The sequence below is a fragment of the Achromobacter sp. 1014246743 genome (assembly GCF_059760725.1).
Map to the genome: position 1 here is coordinate 1 of NZ_JCBANA010000107.1, position 16,768 is coordinate 16,768.

Here is a 16,768-nt window from a genome sequence, read left to right on the forward strand (position 1 = left end):
TGCCGTTCTGGTCAACCGTCAGCGTGCCGTACTCGCCCTTGCCGTTGTTGCCGACGGTCCAGGTGTGGGTGTCGTTGGTGTCGACGTCGGCGACGTCGAGCTTGCCGGTGGCGGTGGAGGTGCCGTCCTCGGTCACGTTGCCGGTCGCCGTGCCCGACAGCGTCGGGGCGTCGTTGGTGCCGGTGATTTCAACGGTGATCGTCTGGGTGGCCTTGCCGCCGTGGCCGTCATCGACGGTGACGGTGATGGTGTCGGTGACCTTCTGGCCTTCGGCCAGGGCCTGGACGTTCTTGCTGTCGTTGTCCAGCACGTAGGTCCACTTGCCGTTCTGGTCGACGGTGAAGTTGCCGTAGGTGCCCTTGCCGTCATTGTTGACGGACCAGGTGTGGGTGTCAGTGGTGTCGACGTCGTGCTGGGTCAGCTGGCCGGACACGGTGGTGTCGGCGGTATCTTCCTTGACGCCGCCCTTGGCTTCGCCGGAGATGGTCGGCGCGTCGTTGGTGCCGTTGATCGTGATGGTGACGACGCTGGTCGTGCCGTCGGCGGTGGTGACCGTGATGGTCTCGGTCAGCTTTTCGCCTTGGGCCAGGGCCTGGACCTTCGGGTCCGCATTGTTCAGCTCGTACTTCCAGGTGCCATCGGCATCGATGGAGAACTTGCCGTGTTCGGTCACGACGCCAGCCTGCGGCTTGAAGTTGGCTTCGCCTGCGTCCTTGTCGGTCACGTCCAGCTTGCCGCCGGTGGTCAGGGTGCCGTCTTCGGTGACGCTGCCCAGGTCATCGCCCGGCTTGCTCGGGGTCACGACCGCCGTGTCGTTGGTGCCGGTGACGGTGACCTTGATTTCCTGGGTGACGGTGCCGCCCTGGCCGTCGTCGACGGTGACGGTGATGGTGTCCACGACCTTTTCGCCCGCCTTCAGGGCCTGGACCTTGGGGTCGTCGTTGTTCAGTTCGTACGTCCAGTTGCCGTTCTGGTCAACCGTCAGCGTGCCGTACTCGCCCTTGCCGTTGTTGCCGACGGTCCAGGTGTGGGTGTCGTTGGTGTCGACGTCGGCGACGTCGAGCTTGCCGGTGGCGGTGGAGGTGCCGTCTTCGGTCACGTTGCCGGTCGCCGTGCCCGACAGCGTCGGGGCGTCGTTGGTGCCGGTGATTTCAACGGTGATGGTCTGGGTGGCCTTGCCGCCGTGGCCGTCATCGACGGTGACGGTGATGGTGTCGGTGACCTTCTGGCCTTCGGCCAGGGCCTGGACGTTCTTGCTGTCGTTGTCCAGCACGTAGGTCCACTTGCCGTTCTGGTCGACGGTGAAGTTGCCGTAGGTGCCCTTGCCGTCATTGTTGACGGACCAGGTGTGGGTGTCGGTGGCGTCGACGTCGTGCTGGGTCAGCTGGCCGGACACGGTGGTGTCGGCGGTATCTTCCTTGACGCCGCCCGTGGCTTCGCCGGAGATGGTCGGCGCGTCGTTGCTGCCGGTGATCTCGATGGTAATGGTCTGGATGGCCGTGCCGCCGTGGCCGTCATCGACCTTGACCGTGATGGTGTCAGTGACTTTCTGGCCTTCGGCCAGGGCCTGGACGCCGGGGCGGGTGTTGTCCAGCACGTAGGTCCACTTGCCGTTCTGGTCGATCGTCAGCGAGCCATACTGGCCGCGGCCGCCGTCGGTGGCGGTCCACGTGTGCGTGTCGTTGGTGTCGACGTCATGCTGCGCCAACTGACCGGACACCGAGTTGGACACCGCGTCTTCCGTGACGCTGCCGGTGGCTTCGCCGGTGATGGTCGGCGCGTCGTTGGTGCCGGTGATGTCGATGGTGATGGTCTGGATGGCCGTGCCGCCGTGGCCGTCGTCGACCTTGACCGTGATGGTGTCGGTGACCTTCTGGCCCTCGGCCAGGGCCTGGACGCTGGGGCTGGTGTTGTCCAGCACGTAGGTCCACTTGCCGTTCTGGTCGATCGTCAGCGAGCCGTACTGGCCGCGGCCGCCGTCGGTGACCGTCCACGTGTGGGTGTCCAGCGTGTCGACATCGTGCGGCGTCAGTTGGCCGGACACGGTGGTGTCGACGGCGTCTTCCTTGACGTTGCCGGTGGCGTCGCCGGTGATGGTCGGTTCGTCGTTGGTGCCGGTGATCTCGATGGTGATGACCTGGGTGGCCGTGCCGCCGTGGCCGTCGTCCACCGTGACGGTGATGGTGTCGGTGACCTTCTGGCCTGCGGCCAGGGCCTGGACATTGGCGCTGGCGTTGTCCAGCGTGTAGGTCCACTTGCCGTTCTGGTCGACGGTGAACGTGCCGTAGGTGCCCTTGCCGTCGTTGTTGACCGACCAGGTGTGCGTGTCGCTGGTGTCGACGTCCTGCTGGGTCAGCTGGCCAGACACGGTGGCGGTGGTGGCGTCTTCCGTGACGTCGCCGGTGGCGGCGCCACTGATGGTCGGGGCATCGTTGGTGCCGTTGATCGTGATGACGACCTGGCCGGTGGTGCCGTCGGCGGTGGTGACCGTGAAGGTCTCGGTCAGCGACTCGCCGGCGGCCAGGGCCTGCACGCGCGGGTCGGCCTGGTTCAGGCTGTAGACCCAGTTGCCGTTGGCGTCGAGCGAGAAGGTGCCGTAGGTGCCCGGGCGGTCGGCCACGGCCACGAAGAACGACTGGCCGTCGTCGGCGTCCACCACATTGAGCTTGCCGTTGGCCGTGGAGACTTCGTCTTCCTTGACCGTGCCGGCGTCGTCGCCCGGCTTGGATGCGGTGATCTGGGCGGGGTCATTGGCACCCACGACCGTGATTTCCACGGTGGCGGTCGAGGTTGCGCCGCTGGGGTCGGTGACCACGTAGGAAATCGTGGTGGTGGCGGTCTGCCCCTCGGGCAGGTGCTGGAAGCTGGTGCCCGGCACGAAGGTGTAGCTGCCGTCCGGCTGCACGACGAAGGTGCCGCCGTTCGAGCCGGTGACGGTGAGGCCGCCCGGGGTCATGGTGCGGCCGCTGACCGAGGCGATGGTCAGGGGATCGCCGTCGGGGTCGCGGTCGTTGGTCAGCAGATTGCCGCTTGCGGTGGCCTTTTCGCCGATGCGGGCCGAGTCATTGGCGGCGATGGGGGCGTTGTTGGCAGGGGCGGTGGGGCCCGTGCCGGTGCCGGTGCCGGTGCCGGTGCCATCGCCGGTTCCGTCGCCGGCGCCCGTGCCGCTGGACGCGCGGTCAATCGTGTCGACGCCACGGCCCGGGTTCGGGTAGGCCAGGTCCAGCGGGCTGGTGGATTCCAGGATGCGGGCCAGGCGCACGAAGCTGCCGCCGCCGTCATCGCCGCTGCCGCCGGTCAGGGTGGCGGCGGTCGGGTCCAGCACCTCGAACGGGTCCTGGCCGGCTTGCAGGGCCGCCAGCAGGCGGTCGGAATCCGTGCCCTTGGGCGCGGCCACCGCGGCTTCGGACGGGTCGGCCAAGGGGCCGGCCATGTCCCCGTTTACGGCCACTTCACGGCTTTCCCCGATCACGATCGGCATGCCGTTCTCGACTTGCAGGGCCACCGTCGCACCGGAGGCGGTGACGATGTCGCTGCCGGCGGGGACGTTGCTGCCTTGACGCAGCTCGGTCAGCGACCCGTCGCTATTGCGTATCCAAGCGCGACCGGTGATTTCAGTGACGACTGCGGGGGTAGAGTTGGCCATGTCGGTTCCGTTTCAGGGATTTGTCCAAGATGGCCAGATACTAGAGAGGACGAGCGGGCGGCGGTATTGTCCTCAAGGACAGGTTCAGGAAGGAACTTTGCCGCGCGCGTCGACGGGCGCCGAAATGCCATGCACCCGCAGCGCCAATTGCAGGCGGTCGGTTACGCCCAGCTTCTCGAATACCGCCGACAGGTGCGCCTTGACCGTGCGTTCGGTGATGCCCAGCGCCTCGGCGATCTGGGCGTTGGACTGGCCGCTGGCGGCATAGCGCGCCACGGTGATCTCGCGTTCGGTCAGGGCGCCGTTGTCCCAGGTCGAGGCGTCCTGGGCGCGCTCGGTCACCAGCCGCAGCAGGCGGGTCACCAGCGAGCGGCCCATCCAGATGCCGCCGGACGCCACGACCTCCAGCGCCTGGGCCAGCGCCTGGGCCGGTGCATAGCCATGGCAGTAACCCAGGGCGCCAGCGCCCAGGGCCTGGGCGCCTTGCTCGTCATTGGGGCTGGGGCTGGCCACCACGACCTGCAGGCCGGACAGCAGCGGCAGCCAGGACGGGTCCTGCCAGGAAGGCAGGCGCGGCAGGCCCGTATCCACCACGGCCAGCATGCGGCCCTGTTCGCGCCAGCGCTGCAGATCCGCCAGGCCGCGGCCACGGGCCGCCAGCCAGCGCGTGGGGTCCAGGGCGCGCCAGTGCTGCCAGAGCAGGTCGTCGTGCGTAACCAACAAGACAGGAACGGATTTCATAACGCCTTCCAGCACTCCTCAACGTTCAGTAAACGCATTGGCCTTGGCCCGCAGGATCGGCTTGAGCAGGTACTGCAGCACGGTCCGCTTGCCGGTCAGGATATGAACCTCGGCCACCATCCCGGGGATGATGGGCAGCAGCTTTTCGCCCACGGTGCTGCGGTCGGTACGCACCCGCACCACGTAGTAGGAATTGCCCTTTTCGTCGGTGACCGTGTCCGCGCCGATCTGTTCCACCTTGCCTTCCAGGCCGCCGTAGATGGCGAAGTCGTAGGCGGTGAACTTCACTTCCGCCTTCTGGTCCGGATGCAGGAAGCCGATGTCGCGCGGCAGGATGCGCACTTCCAGCAGCAGGGTGTCGTCCTTGGGCACGATCTCGATGATGTCCTTGCCTGGCTGCACCACGCCGCCGACGGTGTTGTTGAACAGCGTCTTGACCGTGCCGCGCACCGGCGCCCGCACTTCGGCCAGCTTCACGCGGTCGGCCAGCGCCAGCTTGCCTTCGCGCAGCGTGGCCAGCTTGGTGTTGGTTTCCGACAACTCGTTGCGGGCCAGGTTGCGGATGTTCAGCTCGGACTCTTCCAGCTTGCTCTGGGCTTCCTTGATGGACGCCTGGAATCGGTCGATCTGGGCCTCGGCGCCTTTCTGTTCGCCACAATAGCGGGCCACGTCGCGTTGCAGGCGCAGCAGGTCCACTTCGGACACCGCGCCGCTCTTGAGCAGCGGGCGCGTCACCTGCAGCTCGCGCGAGGTCAGGCTGCAGCTGGCCGACGCCTGATCGCGCTTGGCAATGGTTTCGCGCAGGTCTTCCTGGCGCTGCTTGAGCTGTTCGCGCGCCACATTGACGGTGGCGTTCAGTTCGGTGGTGCGGGCCTGCCAGGCGTTGCGCTCCATCTCGACCAGGCCGGGGGCCTGGGCCAGCACTTCCTCGGGCGCCACGAAGGGCTCGCCCGTCGCCAGCGCGTGCAGGCGAGCGGACTTGGCCAGCAGCGACAGGTATTCGGCGTTGTTCTCGCCCAGCGACGAGGCAAAGCGCGTGTTGTCGATCTTGAGCAGCGTCTGGCCGGCCTCGACCTCTTGCCCCGGGCGCACCAGCAGTTCCTGGACGATGCCGCCGTCCAGGCTCTGGATGATCTGCACCTGGCGCGACGGCACCACCTTGCCTTCGCCCCGCACGACTTCATCGATGTTGCCGATCGCCGCCCAGACCAGCAGGGCGGCCAGCGCCAGCAGGCTCATCCATAGCAGCACCCGGGCGCCGCGGGCCTGGGATTCGTGGATCACCCATTCGGCGTTGCCCACGTAGTCCGAGCGTTGCTCGGGCTTGCCCTTCTCGGCGCCGTCCAGCAGCCGGTCGAAGAAGAATATGAAGACGCCGCGCAGCTTGCGCCACGGCGCGCCGAGCAGGCTCGGCCGTTTTTGACCTGGAATTTTCTGCATGCTTGCCTCAGCTTCCCCGTCCGACGCGCCCCTGGCGCAGCGCTTCGACGACCTGTTCCTTGGGGCCGTCGGCCACGATGTGGCCGTTGTCGATGACGATCAGTCGATCGACCAGGTCCAAGAGGGCCGTACGGTGGGTCACCAGCAAAATGGTCTTGCTGGCGCTGGCTTCGCCCAGGCGGCGGCGCAACTGGGCCTCGCTCTGGTGGTCCATGTTGCTGCTGGGTTCGTCCAGCAGCAGGATGGGCGGGTCGTTGATCAGGGCGCGCGCCACGGCCACCGACTGGCGTTGGCCGCCCGACAGCGATTCGCCGCGCTCGCCGATGATCATGTCAAAGCCGTTGGGGTGCAGGTTGGCGAATTCGGTCACCCCGGCCAGGTTGGCGGCGGCCAGGATGCTGGCGTCGTCGGCATAGGGTGCGCCCATGGCCAGGTTGTGCTTCAGGCTGCCGTAGAACAGGATCGGGTCCTGCGGCACGTGGCCGATGGCGCGGCGCACGTCGGCCGGGTCGATCTGGCGCACGTCCACGCCGTCCAGCAGCACCGCGCCTTCGGTCGGCTGGTACAGCGCCAGGGCCAGCTTTTCCAGCGTGGTCTTGCCCGAGCCGATGCGGCCGATGATGCCGACTTTCTCGCCCGGCTTGAGCTTGAACGACACTTTCTTCAGCACGGGCTGGGTGGCGCCGGGATAGGTGAAGCTCACGTCGCGGAATTCCAGCGCGCCGTGGAATACCGGACGGTGCAGGAATTCGGCCTCGGGCGGGCGTTCGATCGGCAGCTTCATGTAGCTGTCGATCGAGCCCAGCGAGGTGCGCGCGTTCTGGTACTGCATCAGCAGGCCGGCCACCTGGCCCAGCGGCGCCAGGCAGCGCCCGGCGATCATCGACGCGGCGATGATGCCGCCCATCGACAGCGCCGCGTCCTGGACCAGGTACACGCCGATGATGACCACCGAAATGGACACCAGCTGTTGAATCGCTTGCACGAAGCCCACGGTGGACGACGAGATCAGCTTGAGCTTGCCGCCGTTCTGGGCGATGAATTCGGTGGCGCGTTCCCAATTGCGCTGGATCGCGCCCTGCGCGTTCAGGGTCTTGACGGCCTCCAGCCCCGTCAGGGCCTCGACCAGCGTGGCGTTGCGCTGCGACGATGCCTGGAACGTGGCCATCGTCAGCGCTTCCATCCGCGCCTGGGCGGCCAGCGAGACCAGCAGGATCAGCACGATGGCAACCACCGGCGGCAGCACCATCCACGGCGAGATCCAGGCCAGCGCGGCCAGGAACAGCAGGATGAAGGGCAGGTCCACCAGGGCAGTGATGGTGGCCGACGCGATGAAGTCGCGGATCGACTCGAACGAACGCAGGTTGGCGGCAAATGACCCCACCGATACCGGCCGGCCTTCCAGCCGCAGGTCCAGCACGCGTTCCATGATCTGGGCCGACAGGCGCACGTCGACCCGCTTGCTGGCGCTGTCCACCACGTGGGACCGCGCCGTGCTCAGGATCATGTTGAAGATCACCACCAGGGTGATGCCGATGGCCAGCACCCAGAGCGTTTCCACCGCGTTGTTGGGCACCACGCGGTCGTACACGTTCATGGTGAACAGCGGCATCGCCATGGCGAACACGTTGATCAGCAGGGCGGCGACCAGCGCGTCGCGGTACAGCCGCCGGTTTTCCATGATGGCGGCCCAGAACCAATGGCGCTCGCGCACCTTGGCGACTTCCGGGGCGCGTGCGTCAAAGCGGAACTGCGGCCGCACGAAGCACACCAGGCCGGTGTACTGGCTGGCCAGCTCGGCGGCGCTCATGGTGACGGCGCTGCCGCCCAGCTCGGGGTGGCTGATCACATAGGCGTCGCCGTCTCTTTTCAGCAACAGGCAGGCCCGTTCGCCATTGAGCAGCAGGATGGCGGGCAGCAGGTCGGGCGGCAGGCTGTCCAGCGAACGCTTGACCACGCGCGCCGACAACTGGGCGCGCGCCGCGGCCCGCGGCAGCAGCGCGGGCGTCAGCTTGTGCGCTTCCAGCGGCAGGCCGGCGGACAGGGCCTGCGCGGTCGACGCCACGCCGTGCAGGCGCGTGATTTCGACCAGGCAGTCCAGCAGCGGATCGTCATGTGCGGCGCGCGCGTCGGCGCGCCATTCCCGGGACGCCTGTTCCATCTCAGATAACTTGTCCATCTTCGTCATCCAGCAGGTCCAGATGTTCCGAGAGCCGCGCGCGCTGTTGCTTGCGCTGGGTGAGCTTTTGCTGGGCCTGTACCGGCAAATCGGTCAGGCGCAAGGTGCCGTTGGCGATCAACGCGTCGATCAAGTCTTCCAATACGCGGACAAAGTCCGCATCCAACTGCGAAAAGTCGTTGTTCTGGTTCGCCATGCGGCCTCCTTGCGCCTGATGCCTGATCAGGAGCGGGGCTGGTTGGCCGGCGCGTTCACGGGCACGAACGTGGGCGGCAGGTTGCCCTCGTTGTATTGCACGCGCACCGGGGTCAGGCGGGCCGAGTCGGGCACCGTGGAGTTGCACAGCTTGATGACGTCGTCCGACACCACCAGCTTGCCGTTTTCCTCGGGCATCTCGTTGCGTGCCGGTTGCAGGGTCAGCGCCGGCAGCAGCTTGTGCGACAGGGCCAGCCAGCGGTACTGCGCCAGCTTCAGGTCGTAGGTGGCGTTGGTCAGCGCGCGGCGCGATTCGAACAGCTCGTTTTCGGTGTTCAGCAGGTCCAGCAGGGTACGCTGGCCGATCTGGAACTGCTGGCGATAGGCGTCGCGCACCTTGGACGTGGCCAGTTCGTGGTCACGCAGGAAGGGCAGCTTTTCCTGCAGGCTGGCGATGTTGTTCCAGGCCACGGCCAGGTCCTGCTGCACGTTGCGGCAGGTGTAGTCGCGCACGTCGCGGGCGGCGTAGGACTGGGCTGCCGTCTGGCGCACCCGAGCCGAATCGGCGCCGCCGCGGTACAGGTTGTAGTTCATCACCACCTGCACGCTGGAGCTGCGGATGTTGCGGTTTTCGGGCGTGGGGTCGTTCTGGTCGCGGCCGGTGGCGGCCACGAATTCGAACTTGGGCGAGAACGCGCCCTTGGACGATGCCACGCCCGCCTCGGCGGCTTGCAGGGCGGCCTGCTTGGACAGGAAGGTGGGGTTGCGGCGCAGCGACTCGTTGAAGTTGCCAGGCTTGACCGGCAGTTTGTCCGACACGTCAGGAACCGGCTGCATCGCTTCCGGCGGGAAGGCGCCGGTCACGCGCTGGAAGCGCTGCTGCACGTCCAGCAGGTTGGCCGTTTCGGTCATCAGGTTGGTCTGGGCCAGCGACAGGCGGCCGCCGGCCTGTTCCAGGTCGACGCGCCGGCCGACGCCGGACTCGGCGCGCTGGCCGATCTGCTTGAGGGTTTCTTCGTGCAGCGAATAGTTCTGGCGGGCCAGCAGTTCCATGTCGCGGTAGCGCTGCAGGTCGATGTAGGCCTGCACGGCGGCCAGGGCAGTGGTGTCGCTGGTGGCCAGCACGTCATAGAAGCGCGAGAGCTTGTCGAAGCCCGCCTGCTTGACGTCGTTGCTGGTGCGGAAACCGTCGAATATCAGCTGGCGCAATTCGAAGTTGTAGCCAGGGCGGTTCCAGTTCTGCGAGCCCACGCCGGGCACGTTGTTGCGGTATTCGCGGCCGGCATAGCCCAGGGCGTTGACCTGCGGGAAGAATGCGCCGCGGGCCACGGCCTGGCCTTCCAGGGAGGCCTGGAAGTCATGGTACTTGGCCTGGATTTCAGGGTTGCTGAGCAGCGTCTGCTCAACGATCTGGTTCAGGGTGGTGACTCCCGGTGCGGTGGCCGGAGCAGGGGATTGCGCGGGCGCGGGCTGTGCAAATGCGGCAGGGACGAATGCCAAGGCCAGGGCCGAAACCGTGGTTTTAAGCAGGAACGAAGCCATAGGGATTATTCGCGAGTCAAGTTTTTGGATTAGTAACCGGCATATTGTGTGCAGATGTGAAAATTAGCGATTCAAGATTTGTAAAGTCTTGACTCAATCTGCCGGTTCGTCGGATTTATTTCGAATAAAATCACGAAAATAACGAAAAATTTCGTGATTTGGACGAAATTCAATATGGACGGATTAATCAAAAACCATTAATGCGATTTATTGCGCATCATGTCTGTTTCTGCTTTGCCACATTGAAGCGTGATTATATCTGGTTGCGAATTCTGTATCCAAATTGTTTTTGGGATCGAACATTTGTGATATTCGGCCACAGCCTCTGGCCAGCGTTTCAAAATCGGTATCGCGGGGCACGCGGCCGCACACCATGGTAGTGTTGGTACTAGTATATTTGGTGTGGTTGTACTAGGTTCAGAGCCTGTGCATAATTCCCTTCATGCCGCAGTGGCCGGCGCGCAGGGCGATGTGCCCTGAATCGCGCGAGGCCCGAGCCGGACTGTCCAATTGCAGAGCGCATCCATGGCCCAAACCCTTTACGACAAACTCTGGAACGCCCACATCGTTCACCAGGAAACCGACGGCACCTGTCTGCTGTATATCGACCGCCACCTGCTGCACGAAGTCACCAGCCCGCAGGCGTTCGAGGGCCTGGCCATCGCCGGCCGCAAACCGTGGCGCGTCGGCGCCAACCTGGCCGTGGCCGACCATAACGTGCCCACGCTGAACCGCGCCCAGGGCATCGACGATCCGGTTTCGCGCCTGCAGGTCGACACGCTGGACGCCAACTGCGACAAGCACGGCATCACCGAATTCCGCATGAACGACCTGCGCCAGGGCATCGTCCACGTGATCGGGCCGGAGCAGGGCGCCACCTTGCCCGGCATGACGGTCGTCTGTGGCGACTCGCACACCAGCACGCACGGCGCGCTGGGCGCCTTGGCCTTCGGCATCGGCACGTCCGAGGTCGAGCACGTGCTGGCCACCCAGACGCTGCTCATGAAGAAAGCCAAGAGCATGCTCATCAAGGTCGAAGGGGAACTGCCCTTCGGCTGTACGGCCAAGGACGTGGTCCTGCACATCATCGGCATCATCGGCACCGCCGGCGGTACCGGCCACGCCATCGAATTTGCCGGCAGCACGATCCGCTCGCTGTCCGTCGAAGGCCGCATGACGGTCTGCAACATGGCCATCGAAGCCGGCGCCCGTTCCGGCATGGTCGCCGTCGACGACAAGACCATCGAATATTTCCGCGGCCGCCCGTTCGCCCCGTCCGGCGTGCTGTGGGACCACGCGGTCGCCTACTGGCGCACGCTGCACACCGACGACGGCGCCAAGTTCGACACCGTGGTCGAAGTCAACGCCCGCGACATCAAGCCGCAGGTCACCTGGGGCACCTCGCCCGAAATGGTGCTGCCGGTCGATTCCCGCGTGCCGGACCCCGATCGCGAAAAAGACGACGTGCGCCGCAGCGGCATGGAACGCGCGCTGGAATACATGGGGTTGAAGCCCAACACCCCGCTGACCGACATCCGCGTGGATCGCGTGTTCATCGGTTCGTGCACCAACTCGCGCATCGAAGACCTGCGCGCCGCCGCCGTCGTGGCGCGTGGCAAGCACGTGGCGTCCAATGTGCGCCAGGCCATGGTGGTGCCGGGCTCGGGCCTGGTCAAGCAACAGGCCGAACGCGAAGGGCTGGACAAGATCTTCATCGAAGCCGGCTTCGAATGGCGCGAACCGGGCTGCTCGATGTGCCTGGCCATGAACGCCGACCGCCTCGAACCCGGCGAACGCTGCGCCTCGACCTCGAACCGCAACTTCGAAGGCCGCCAGGGCCAGGGCGGCCGCACGCACCTGGTCAGCCCGGCCATGGCCGCCGCGGCCGCCGTGGCCGGCCATTTCGTCGACGTCCGCACCTTCCGTTAAGCAACGCGCACCGAGTACACATCATGCAAGCATTTACCACTCACGAAGGCCTGGTGGCTCCGCTCGACCGCGAAAACGTCGACACGGATCTCATCATTCCCAAGCAGTTCCTCAAGTCCATCAAGCGCACCGGCTTCGGCCCGAACCTGTTCGACGAACTGCGCTACCTGGACCACGGCGAACCCGGCATGGACAACAGCAAGCGTCCGCTCAACCCGGATTTCGTGCTGAACCAGCCGCGCTACCAAGGCGCCTCGGTGCTCTTGGCGCGCAAGAACTTCGGCTGCGGCTCCAGCCGCGAGCACGCGCCCTGGGCCCTGACGCAGTACGGTTTCCGCGCCATCATCGCGCCGTCCTACGCCGACATCTTCTTCAACAACAGCTTCAAGAACGGCCTGTTGCCGATCGTGCTGTCCGAACTGGAAGTGGCCCGCCTGTTCGACGAAGTGAAGGCGTTCCCCAACTACAAGCTGCGCATCGACCTGGAACGCCAGGTGGTCGTGGCCGCCGACGGGCGAGAAATGGGTTTTGACATCGAACCCTTCCGCAAATATTGCCTGTTCAACGGCTTTGACGACATCGGCCTGACCCTGCGCCACGCCGACAAGATCCGCGCGTTCGAGGCCGAACGCCTGGCCCGCCATCCCTGGCTCGAAAGCCGGCCCATCGCCTGACCGCCTTCCCATACCGACCACAGGACCGTTTCATTCCATGACCCATAACATCGCAGTCTTGCCGGGCGACGGCATCGGCCCCGAAATCGTCGAACAGGCCGTGCGCGTCCTGAAGGCGCTGGACGTGCCCTTCGACATCAAACAGGCCGCTGTCGGCGGCGCCGCGTTCGACGCCTTCGAACACCCGCTGCCCCCGGCCACCCTGAACCTGGCCAAGGAATCCCACGCCGTGCTGTTCGGCGCCGTGGGCGACTGGAAGTACGACAGCCTGCCGCGCGAATTCCGCCCCGAACAGGCCATCCTGGGCCTGCGCAAGGCGCTGGGCCTGTTCGCCAACCTGCGTCCGGCCATCCTGTATCCCGAGCTGGCCAGCGCCTCGTCGCTCAAGCCCGAGATCGTCTCCGGCCTGGATATCCTGATCATCCGCGAACTGACCGGCGACATCTATTTCGGCACGCCGCGCGGCGTGCGTTCGTCGCCGGACGGCGTTTTCGCCGGTGAACGCGAAGGCTACGACACGATGCGCTACGCCGAATCCGAAGTGCGCCGCATTGCGCGCATCGGTTTCGAATCGGCCCGCAAGCGCAACAAGAAGCTGTGCAGCGTCGACAAGGCCAACGTGCTGGAAACCTCGCAGTTCTGGCGCGACATCGTCATCGAAGTGGCCCGCGAATATCCGGACGTCGAACTCTCGCACATGTACGTCGACAACGCCGCCATGCAACTGGTGCGCAACCCGCGCCAGTTCGACGTCATCGTGACCGGCAACCTGTTCGGCGACATCCTGTCCGACGAAGCCGCCATGCTGACCGGTTCGATCGGCATGCTGCCGTCGGCCTCGCTCAATGCCGGCGGCCAGGGCCTGTACGAGCCCAGCCACGGTTCGGCCCCCGACATCGCCGGCCAGGGCATCGCCAATCCGCTGGCGACCATCCTGTCGGCCGCCATGCTGCTGCGCTACTCGCTGAACCTGGCGCCGCAGGCCGACCGCATCGAAGCCGCCGTGCGCCGCGTGCTGGCCGACGGCCTGCGCACCGCCGACATCTTCGAACCCGGCACCACCAAAGTCAGCACCTCGGGCATGGGCGACGCCGTCCTCAAGGCCCTGGCCTGATCTCGCAAGGGGCCCGCCCGGCCGCGTGGCCCCGGTCTGCCGGCCCACGGCCGCCGGTCAGCCGCCGTTGGGGGCCGCAAGCCCGGCCCCGATGGTCCAAGGGCCGCCCACCGGGCGGCCCTGTTCCCTTGGGTTGTTGCCGCCGCGCCGCGAAAGCCGCTCCCCAATGATTGCGGCCCCGTTTTTTCAAGCTGCGCCGCAACATCCCCGCGTGCATTCTGATAAATTGTTGGGTTCTTGCACGTTTTTTTCCAACAGACCTTGTCCCCACCTTTAAAGAGCGATTGAAATGAATCAAGCAGTAGGCCTTGTCGGCTGGCGCGGTATGGTCGGCTCGGTGCTCATGCAACGCATGCGCGACGAGAACGACTTCGCACTGATCGAACCGGTGTTCTTCTCCACCAGCAACGCTGGCGGCGCCGCCCCCACTTGGGCGACTGGCGCAGGCCCGCTGCAAGATGCCTACAACATTGACGCTCTGAAAAAACTGCCGATCATCGTGACGGCCCAAGGTGGCGACTACACGTCCGAGGTCTACCCGAAGCTGCGCGGCGCCGGCTGGAACGGCATCTGGATCGACGCGGCCAGCACCCTGCGCATGGCCGACGACGCCATCATCGTGCTGGACCCGGTCAACCGTCCCGTCATCGACGCGGCGCTCAAGCGCGGCGTACGCAACTTCATCGGCGGCAACTGCACCGTCAGCTGCATGCTGATGGGCCTGGCCGGCCTGTTCAACAACGACCTGGTCGAGTGGATGACCTCCATGACGTACCAGGCCGCCTCGGGCGGCGGCGCGCAGCACATGCGCGAACTCCTGACCCAGTTCGGCGAACTCAACCACGCCGTCAAGCCGCTGCTGGACGACCCCGCCTCGGCCATCCTGGAAATCGACCGCGGCGTGCTGGCCAAGCAGAAAGACGACGCGCTGCCCCGCGACCACTTCGGCGTGCCGCTGGGTGGCAGCCTGATTCCCTGGATCGACAAGGACCTGGGCAATGGCATGACCAAGGAAGAATGGAAGGGCGAGGTCGAGACCAACAAGATCCTCGGCCGCGGCGCTGCCTTTGGCACGGCCCCCACGCCCATCGACGGCCTGTGCGTGCGCATCGGCGCAATGCGTTGCCACAGCCAGGCGCTGACCATCAAGCTCAAGCGCGACCTGCCGCTGGACGAGATCGAATCGCTGATCGCCCAGGGCACGCAATGGGCCAAGGTCATTCCCAACACCAAGGAAGCCACCATCCGCGACCTGACGCCCGTGGCCGTGACCGGCACGCTGGACATTCCGGTGGGCCGCCTGCGCAAGATGTCGATGGGCCCGCAGTACCTCAGCGCCTTCACCGTCGGCGACCAACTGCTGTGGGGCGCCGCCGAACCGCTGCGCCGCATGCTGCGCATCGCGCTGGCCGAAGCCTGATGCCCGGCGGGCGGCGCAAGCCGCCCGATCCGCCAGGGCAGTCCCCGCAAAGGCACCTTCGGGTGCCTTTGTCATTTGCGCCGCGGCCGCGGGGGTGGGCAATGTGCCCGCCAGCCAACGCCGATGCGCCTTTCAGGTTTGTGAAACGCGCTGCATCTATTACACTTTTCCGGTGAATTAAGGCTTGTTATCACAAGATCGCCATGAACAAGCCCTCGCCCGTAATTCGACTACAAGAACGGAATTCCAGCTTATGACCCAGCGTTCGCGCCAAGTGAAGCATGCCCGCCGTTTGAAGGCCCTCCAGTGGGCGATCGCCTTGGCGCTGGGCGCGAGCATCAGCAGCCAGGCGCTGGCGATGCGGGTGGGGCATTCGCGGGTGGTCTCGGCACCGGGCGCGCCGCTTCAGGCGCTGGTCGGGCTGCAGGAACTGACCCCCGACGAAGTGTCGTCGTTGCGCGTGTCGATCGCGGACGAGGCCGCCTGGCAACGCGCGGGCCTGAAGCCGCCCGCGCCCTTGGCCGGCATGGTGGTACGGGTCGAAGATGGCATGGATGCCACCCGCAAGAACCTGCGGGTGCGGTCGGCGCAGGCGCCGGCCAGCGGCGCCGTCGACCTGTTGCTGGACATCAGTTCCAGTTCGGGCCAACGGCAGGTGCAGGTCAGCATCCTGGTGCCCCTGCGCGGCGCGGGGGCCGACGTCACGCCGGCGGCCGTGGGCACGCCGGGCCGCACGGGCGGCAGCACGGGCAGCGTCAACGTCAAGTCGGGCGACAACCTGTTCGCCATCGCCCAGCGCAACGCGGTGCCCAACGCCTCGGTCTACCAGATGCTGGTGGCGCTGTGGCGCGCCAACCCTGAAGCCTTCATCCAGAACAACATGAACCTGGTGCGCGCCGGCCAGACGCTCACGATCCCCGACGCCGCGACCGTGCGGGCCGTGGACCCCGCCGAAGCCCGTCGCATTTTCAACGAACACGCCGAAGCCTTTGCCCGCTATCGCGCCCGCATCGGCGCCGCGGCGGGCGCGAACCCGTCGGTGGTCAAGGGGCAGGACGCGTCTTCCGGCACGGTGGCCCGGCCTGGCGATTCCGGCGTCGCGACCGCATCGCCGCCCCAAGATCGCGTACGCCTGTCTTCCGGGCAAGCCGCGGGCGGCGCGGCGGCGCAGGCCGAAGCGCAGGCGGATCAGCGCACCTCCAACCAGCGCGCCATTGCCGATGCCGAGGGCCGCGTCAACCAGTTGCAGAGCAACGTCGACGAATTGAACAAGGCCGTGGCCGGGCAGGGCGCATCGGGAACGGGGGCGTCCGGGGCCGATGGCGCAGCGGGCGGATCGGGTAAACCGGGCGCTGCGGGTGCCACAGGCGGGGCAGGGGCGTCCGCTACACCGGGAACTCCCGGCGCCCCGGGAGTTCCCGGGGCATCGGGTACGCCGGGCGCCGCCGGCGCCGCGGGGGCCAGCGGATCATCGGGTGCGTCGGGAGGCGCCGGCGCGGCGGGGGCCAGCGGGGCAGCGGGTACGCCGGGGGCCGCGGGCACCACAGGCACGACGGGAACCGCGGGTGCAACCGGCGCTGCGGGTACGCAAGGCGCGGCCGGCGCGGCGGGTGCCGCTGGGGCCACGGGCACGACCGGGGCAGCAGGAACACAGGGCGCCTCCGGCGCCGCAGGCTCGACCGGTGCGCCTGGGGCAGCGGGATCGGCAGGAACATCGGGTGCGCAGGGCGCAACGGGCGCAACGGGCGCGGCAGGGGCGGCAGGGGCGGGCGGGGCGCCCGGGAGCGTCCTCTTTACACACCCCGGCCCCTCGGCGGAAACGGGTCAGTGGTAGACTCTTGTGGGTCCGTGGCTATATATAAAAAAAGACATGAATAGTAGTAGGGTA

11 protein-coding genes are annotated in these 16,768 nt (G+C 66.5%); 5 read left to right on the forward strand and 6 right to left on the reverse strand.

Going from position 1 to position 16,768, the window contains the following annotated elements:
* The 6 genes from AC6LJ2_RS28625 to AC6LJ2_RS28650 all read right to left on the reverse strand — a co-directional run.
* Positions 1-3,646 (reverse strand): retention module-containing protein (locus AC6LJ2_RS28625; protein ID WP_498152672.1); only part of this gene is annotated, 3,646 nt, incomplete at its 3' end.
* Between the two features lie 84 nt (positions 3,647-3,730).
* On the reverse strand, positions 3,731-4,387 hold the full coding sequence (locus AC6LJ2_RS28630) for a helix-turn-helix transcriptional regulator (RefSeq protein ID WP_263914739.1): 657 nt from the start codon (positions 4,385-4,387) through the stop codon (positions 3,731-3,733).
* 18 nt (positions 4,388-4,405) lie between these two features.
* The gene (locus tag AC6LJ2_RS28635; protein WP_263914740.1) at positions 4,406-5,827 is read right to left on the reverse strand and encodes an HlyD family type I secretion periplasmic adaptor subunit; all 1,422 of its coding nucleotides are present in this window, start codon (positions 5,825-5,827) and stop codon (positions 4,406-4,408) included.
* A 7-nt stretch (positions 5,828-5,834) separates the two neighbouring features.
* A complete protein-coding gene (locus AC6LJ2_RS28640) occupies positions 5,835-8,006 on the reverse strand; it encodes a type I secretion system permease/ATPase (RefSeq protein ID WP_445658623.1) in 2,172 nt (723 codons plus the stop codon).
* Positions 7,990-8,202: a hypothetical protein gene (locus tag AC6LJ2_RS28645; RefSeq protein WP_183003363.1), complete on the reverse strand. Its 213-nt coding sequence runs from the start codon at positions 8,200-8,202 to the stop codon at positions 7,990-7,992. The genes AC6LJ2_RS28640 and AC6LJ2_RS28645 overlap by 17 nt, the downstream gene beginning before the upstream one ends.
* A 26-nt stretch (positions 8,203-8,228) precedes the next feature.
* Entirely contained in the window at positions 8,229-9,743 is a 1,515-nt protein-coding gene (locus tag AC6LJ2_RS28650) for a TolC family outer membrane protein (RefSeq protein WP_263914742.1), read from the reverse strand.
* Between the two features lie 525 nt (positions 9,744-10,268).
* On the opposite strand from AC6LJ2_RS28650, the gene leuC reads away from it, so the two are divergent.
* From leuC to AC6LJ2_RS28675, 5 genes are all read left to right on the forward strand, one after another.
* A complete protein-coding gene (leuC, locus tag AC6LJ2_RS28655; RefSeq protein WP_263914743.1) occupies positions 10,269-11,672 on the forward strand; it encodes a 3-isopropylmalate dehydratase large subunit in 1,404 nt (467 codons plus the stop codon).
* 23 nt (positions 11,673-11,695) lie between these two features.
* Positions 11,696-12,346, forward strand: coding sequence for a 3-isopropylmalate dehydratase small subunit (gene leuD, locus AC6LJ2_RS28660; protein WP_025135313.1), 651 nt, complete (start codon positions 11,696-11,698; stop codon positions 12,344-12,346).
* Between the two features lie 37 nt (positions 12,347-12,383).
* On the forward strand, positions 12,384-13,460 hold the full coding sequence (gene leuB / locus AC6LJ2_RS28665; protein ID WP_263914744.1) for a 3-isopropylmalate dehydrogenase: 1,077 nt from the start codon (positions 12,384-12,386) through the stop codon (positions 13,458-13,460).
* Positions 13,461-13,749: 289 nt separating this feature from the next.
* Entirely contained in the window at positions 13,750-14,880 is a 1,131-nt protein-coding gene (asd, locus tag AC6LJ2_RS28670) for an aspartate-semialdehyde dehydrogenase (protein WP_263914745.1), read from the forward strand.
* A 253-nt stretch (positions 14,881-15,133) separates the two neighbouring features.
* Complete coding sequence (locus tag AC6LJ2_RS28675; RefSeq protein ID WP_498152673.1) at positions 15,134-16,714, forward strand: type IV pilus assembly protein FimV; 1,581 nt, start codon at positions 15,134-15,136, stop codon at positions 16,712-16,714.
* Positions 16,715-16,768: the final 54 nt, after the last annotated feature.

Excerpts from the sequence above, each read along its gene's own strand:
- AC6LJ2_RS28650 (WP_263914742.1), bottom strand. The coding sequence starts at position 9,743 with ATGGCTTCGTTCCTGCTTAAAACCACGGTTTCGGCCCTGGCCTTGGCA.
- AC6LJ2_RS28645 (WP_183003363.1), bottom strand. The coding sequence starts at position 8,202 with ATGGCGAACCAGAACAACGACTTTTCGCAGTTGGATGCGGACTTTGTC.
- AC6LJ2_RS28640 (WP_445658623.1), bottom strand. The coding sequence starts at position 8,006 with ATGGACAAGTTATCTGAGATGGAACAGGCGTCCCGGGAATGGCGCGCC.
- leuC (WP_263914743.1), top strand. The coding sequence starts at position 10,269 with ATGGCCCAAACCCTTTACGACAAACTCTGGAACGCCCACATCGTTCAC.
- AC6LJ2_RS28675 (WP_498152673.1), top strand. The coding sequence starts at position 15,134 with ATGACCCAGCGTTCGCGCCAAGTGAAGCATGCCCGCCGTTTGAAGGCC.
- leuB (WP_263914744.1), top strand. The coding sequence starts at position 12,384 with ATGACCCATAACATCGCAGTCTTGCCGGGCGACGGCATCGGCCCCGAA.
- AC6LJ2_RS28635 (WP_263914740.1), bottom strand. The coding sequence starts at position 5,827 with ATGCAGAAAATTCCAGGTCAAAAACGGCCGAGCCTGCTCGGCGCGCCG.
- leuD (WP_025135313.1), top strand. The coding sequence starts at position 11,696 with ATGCAAGCATTTACCACTCACGAAGGCCTGGTGGCTCCGCTCGACCGC.
- asd (WP_263914745.1), top strand. The coding sequence starts at position 13,750 with ATGAATCAAGCAGTAGGCCTTGTCGGCTGGCGCGGTATGGTCGGCTCG.
- AC6LJ2_RS28630 (WP_263914739.1), bottom strand. The coding sequence starts at position 4,387 with ATGAAATCCGTTCCTGTCTTGTTGGTTACGCACGACGACCTGCTCTGG.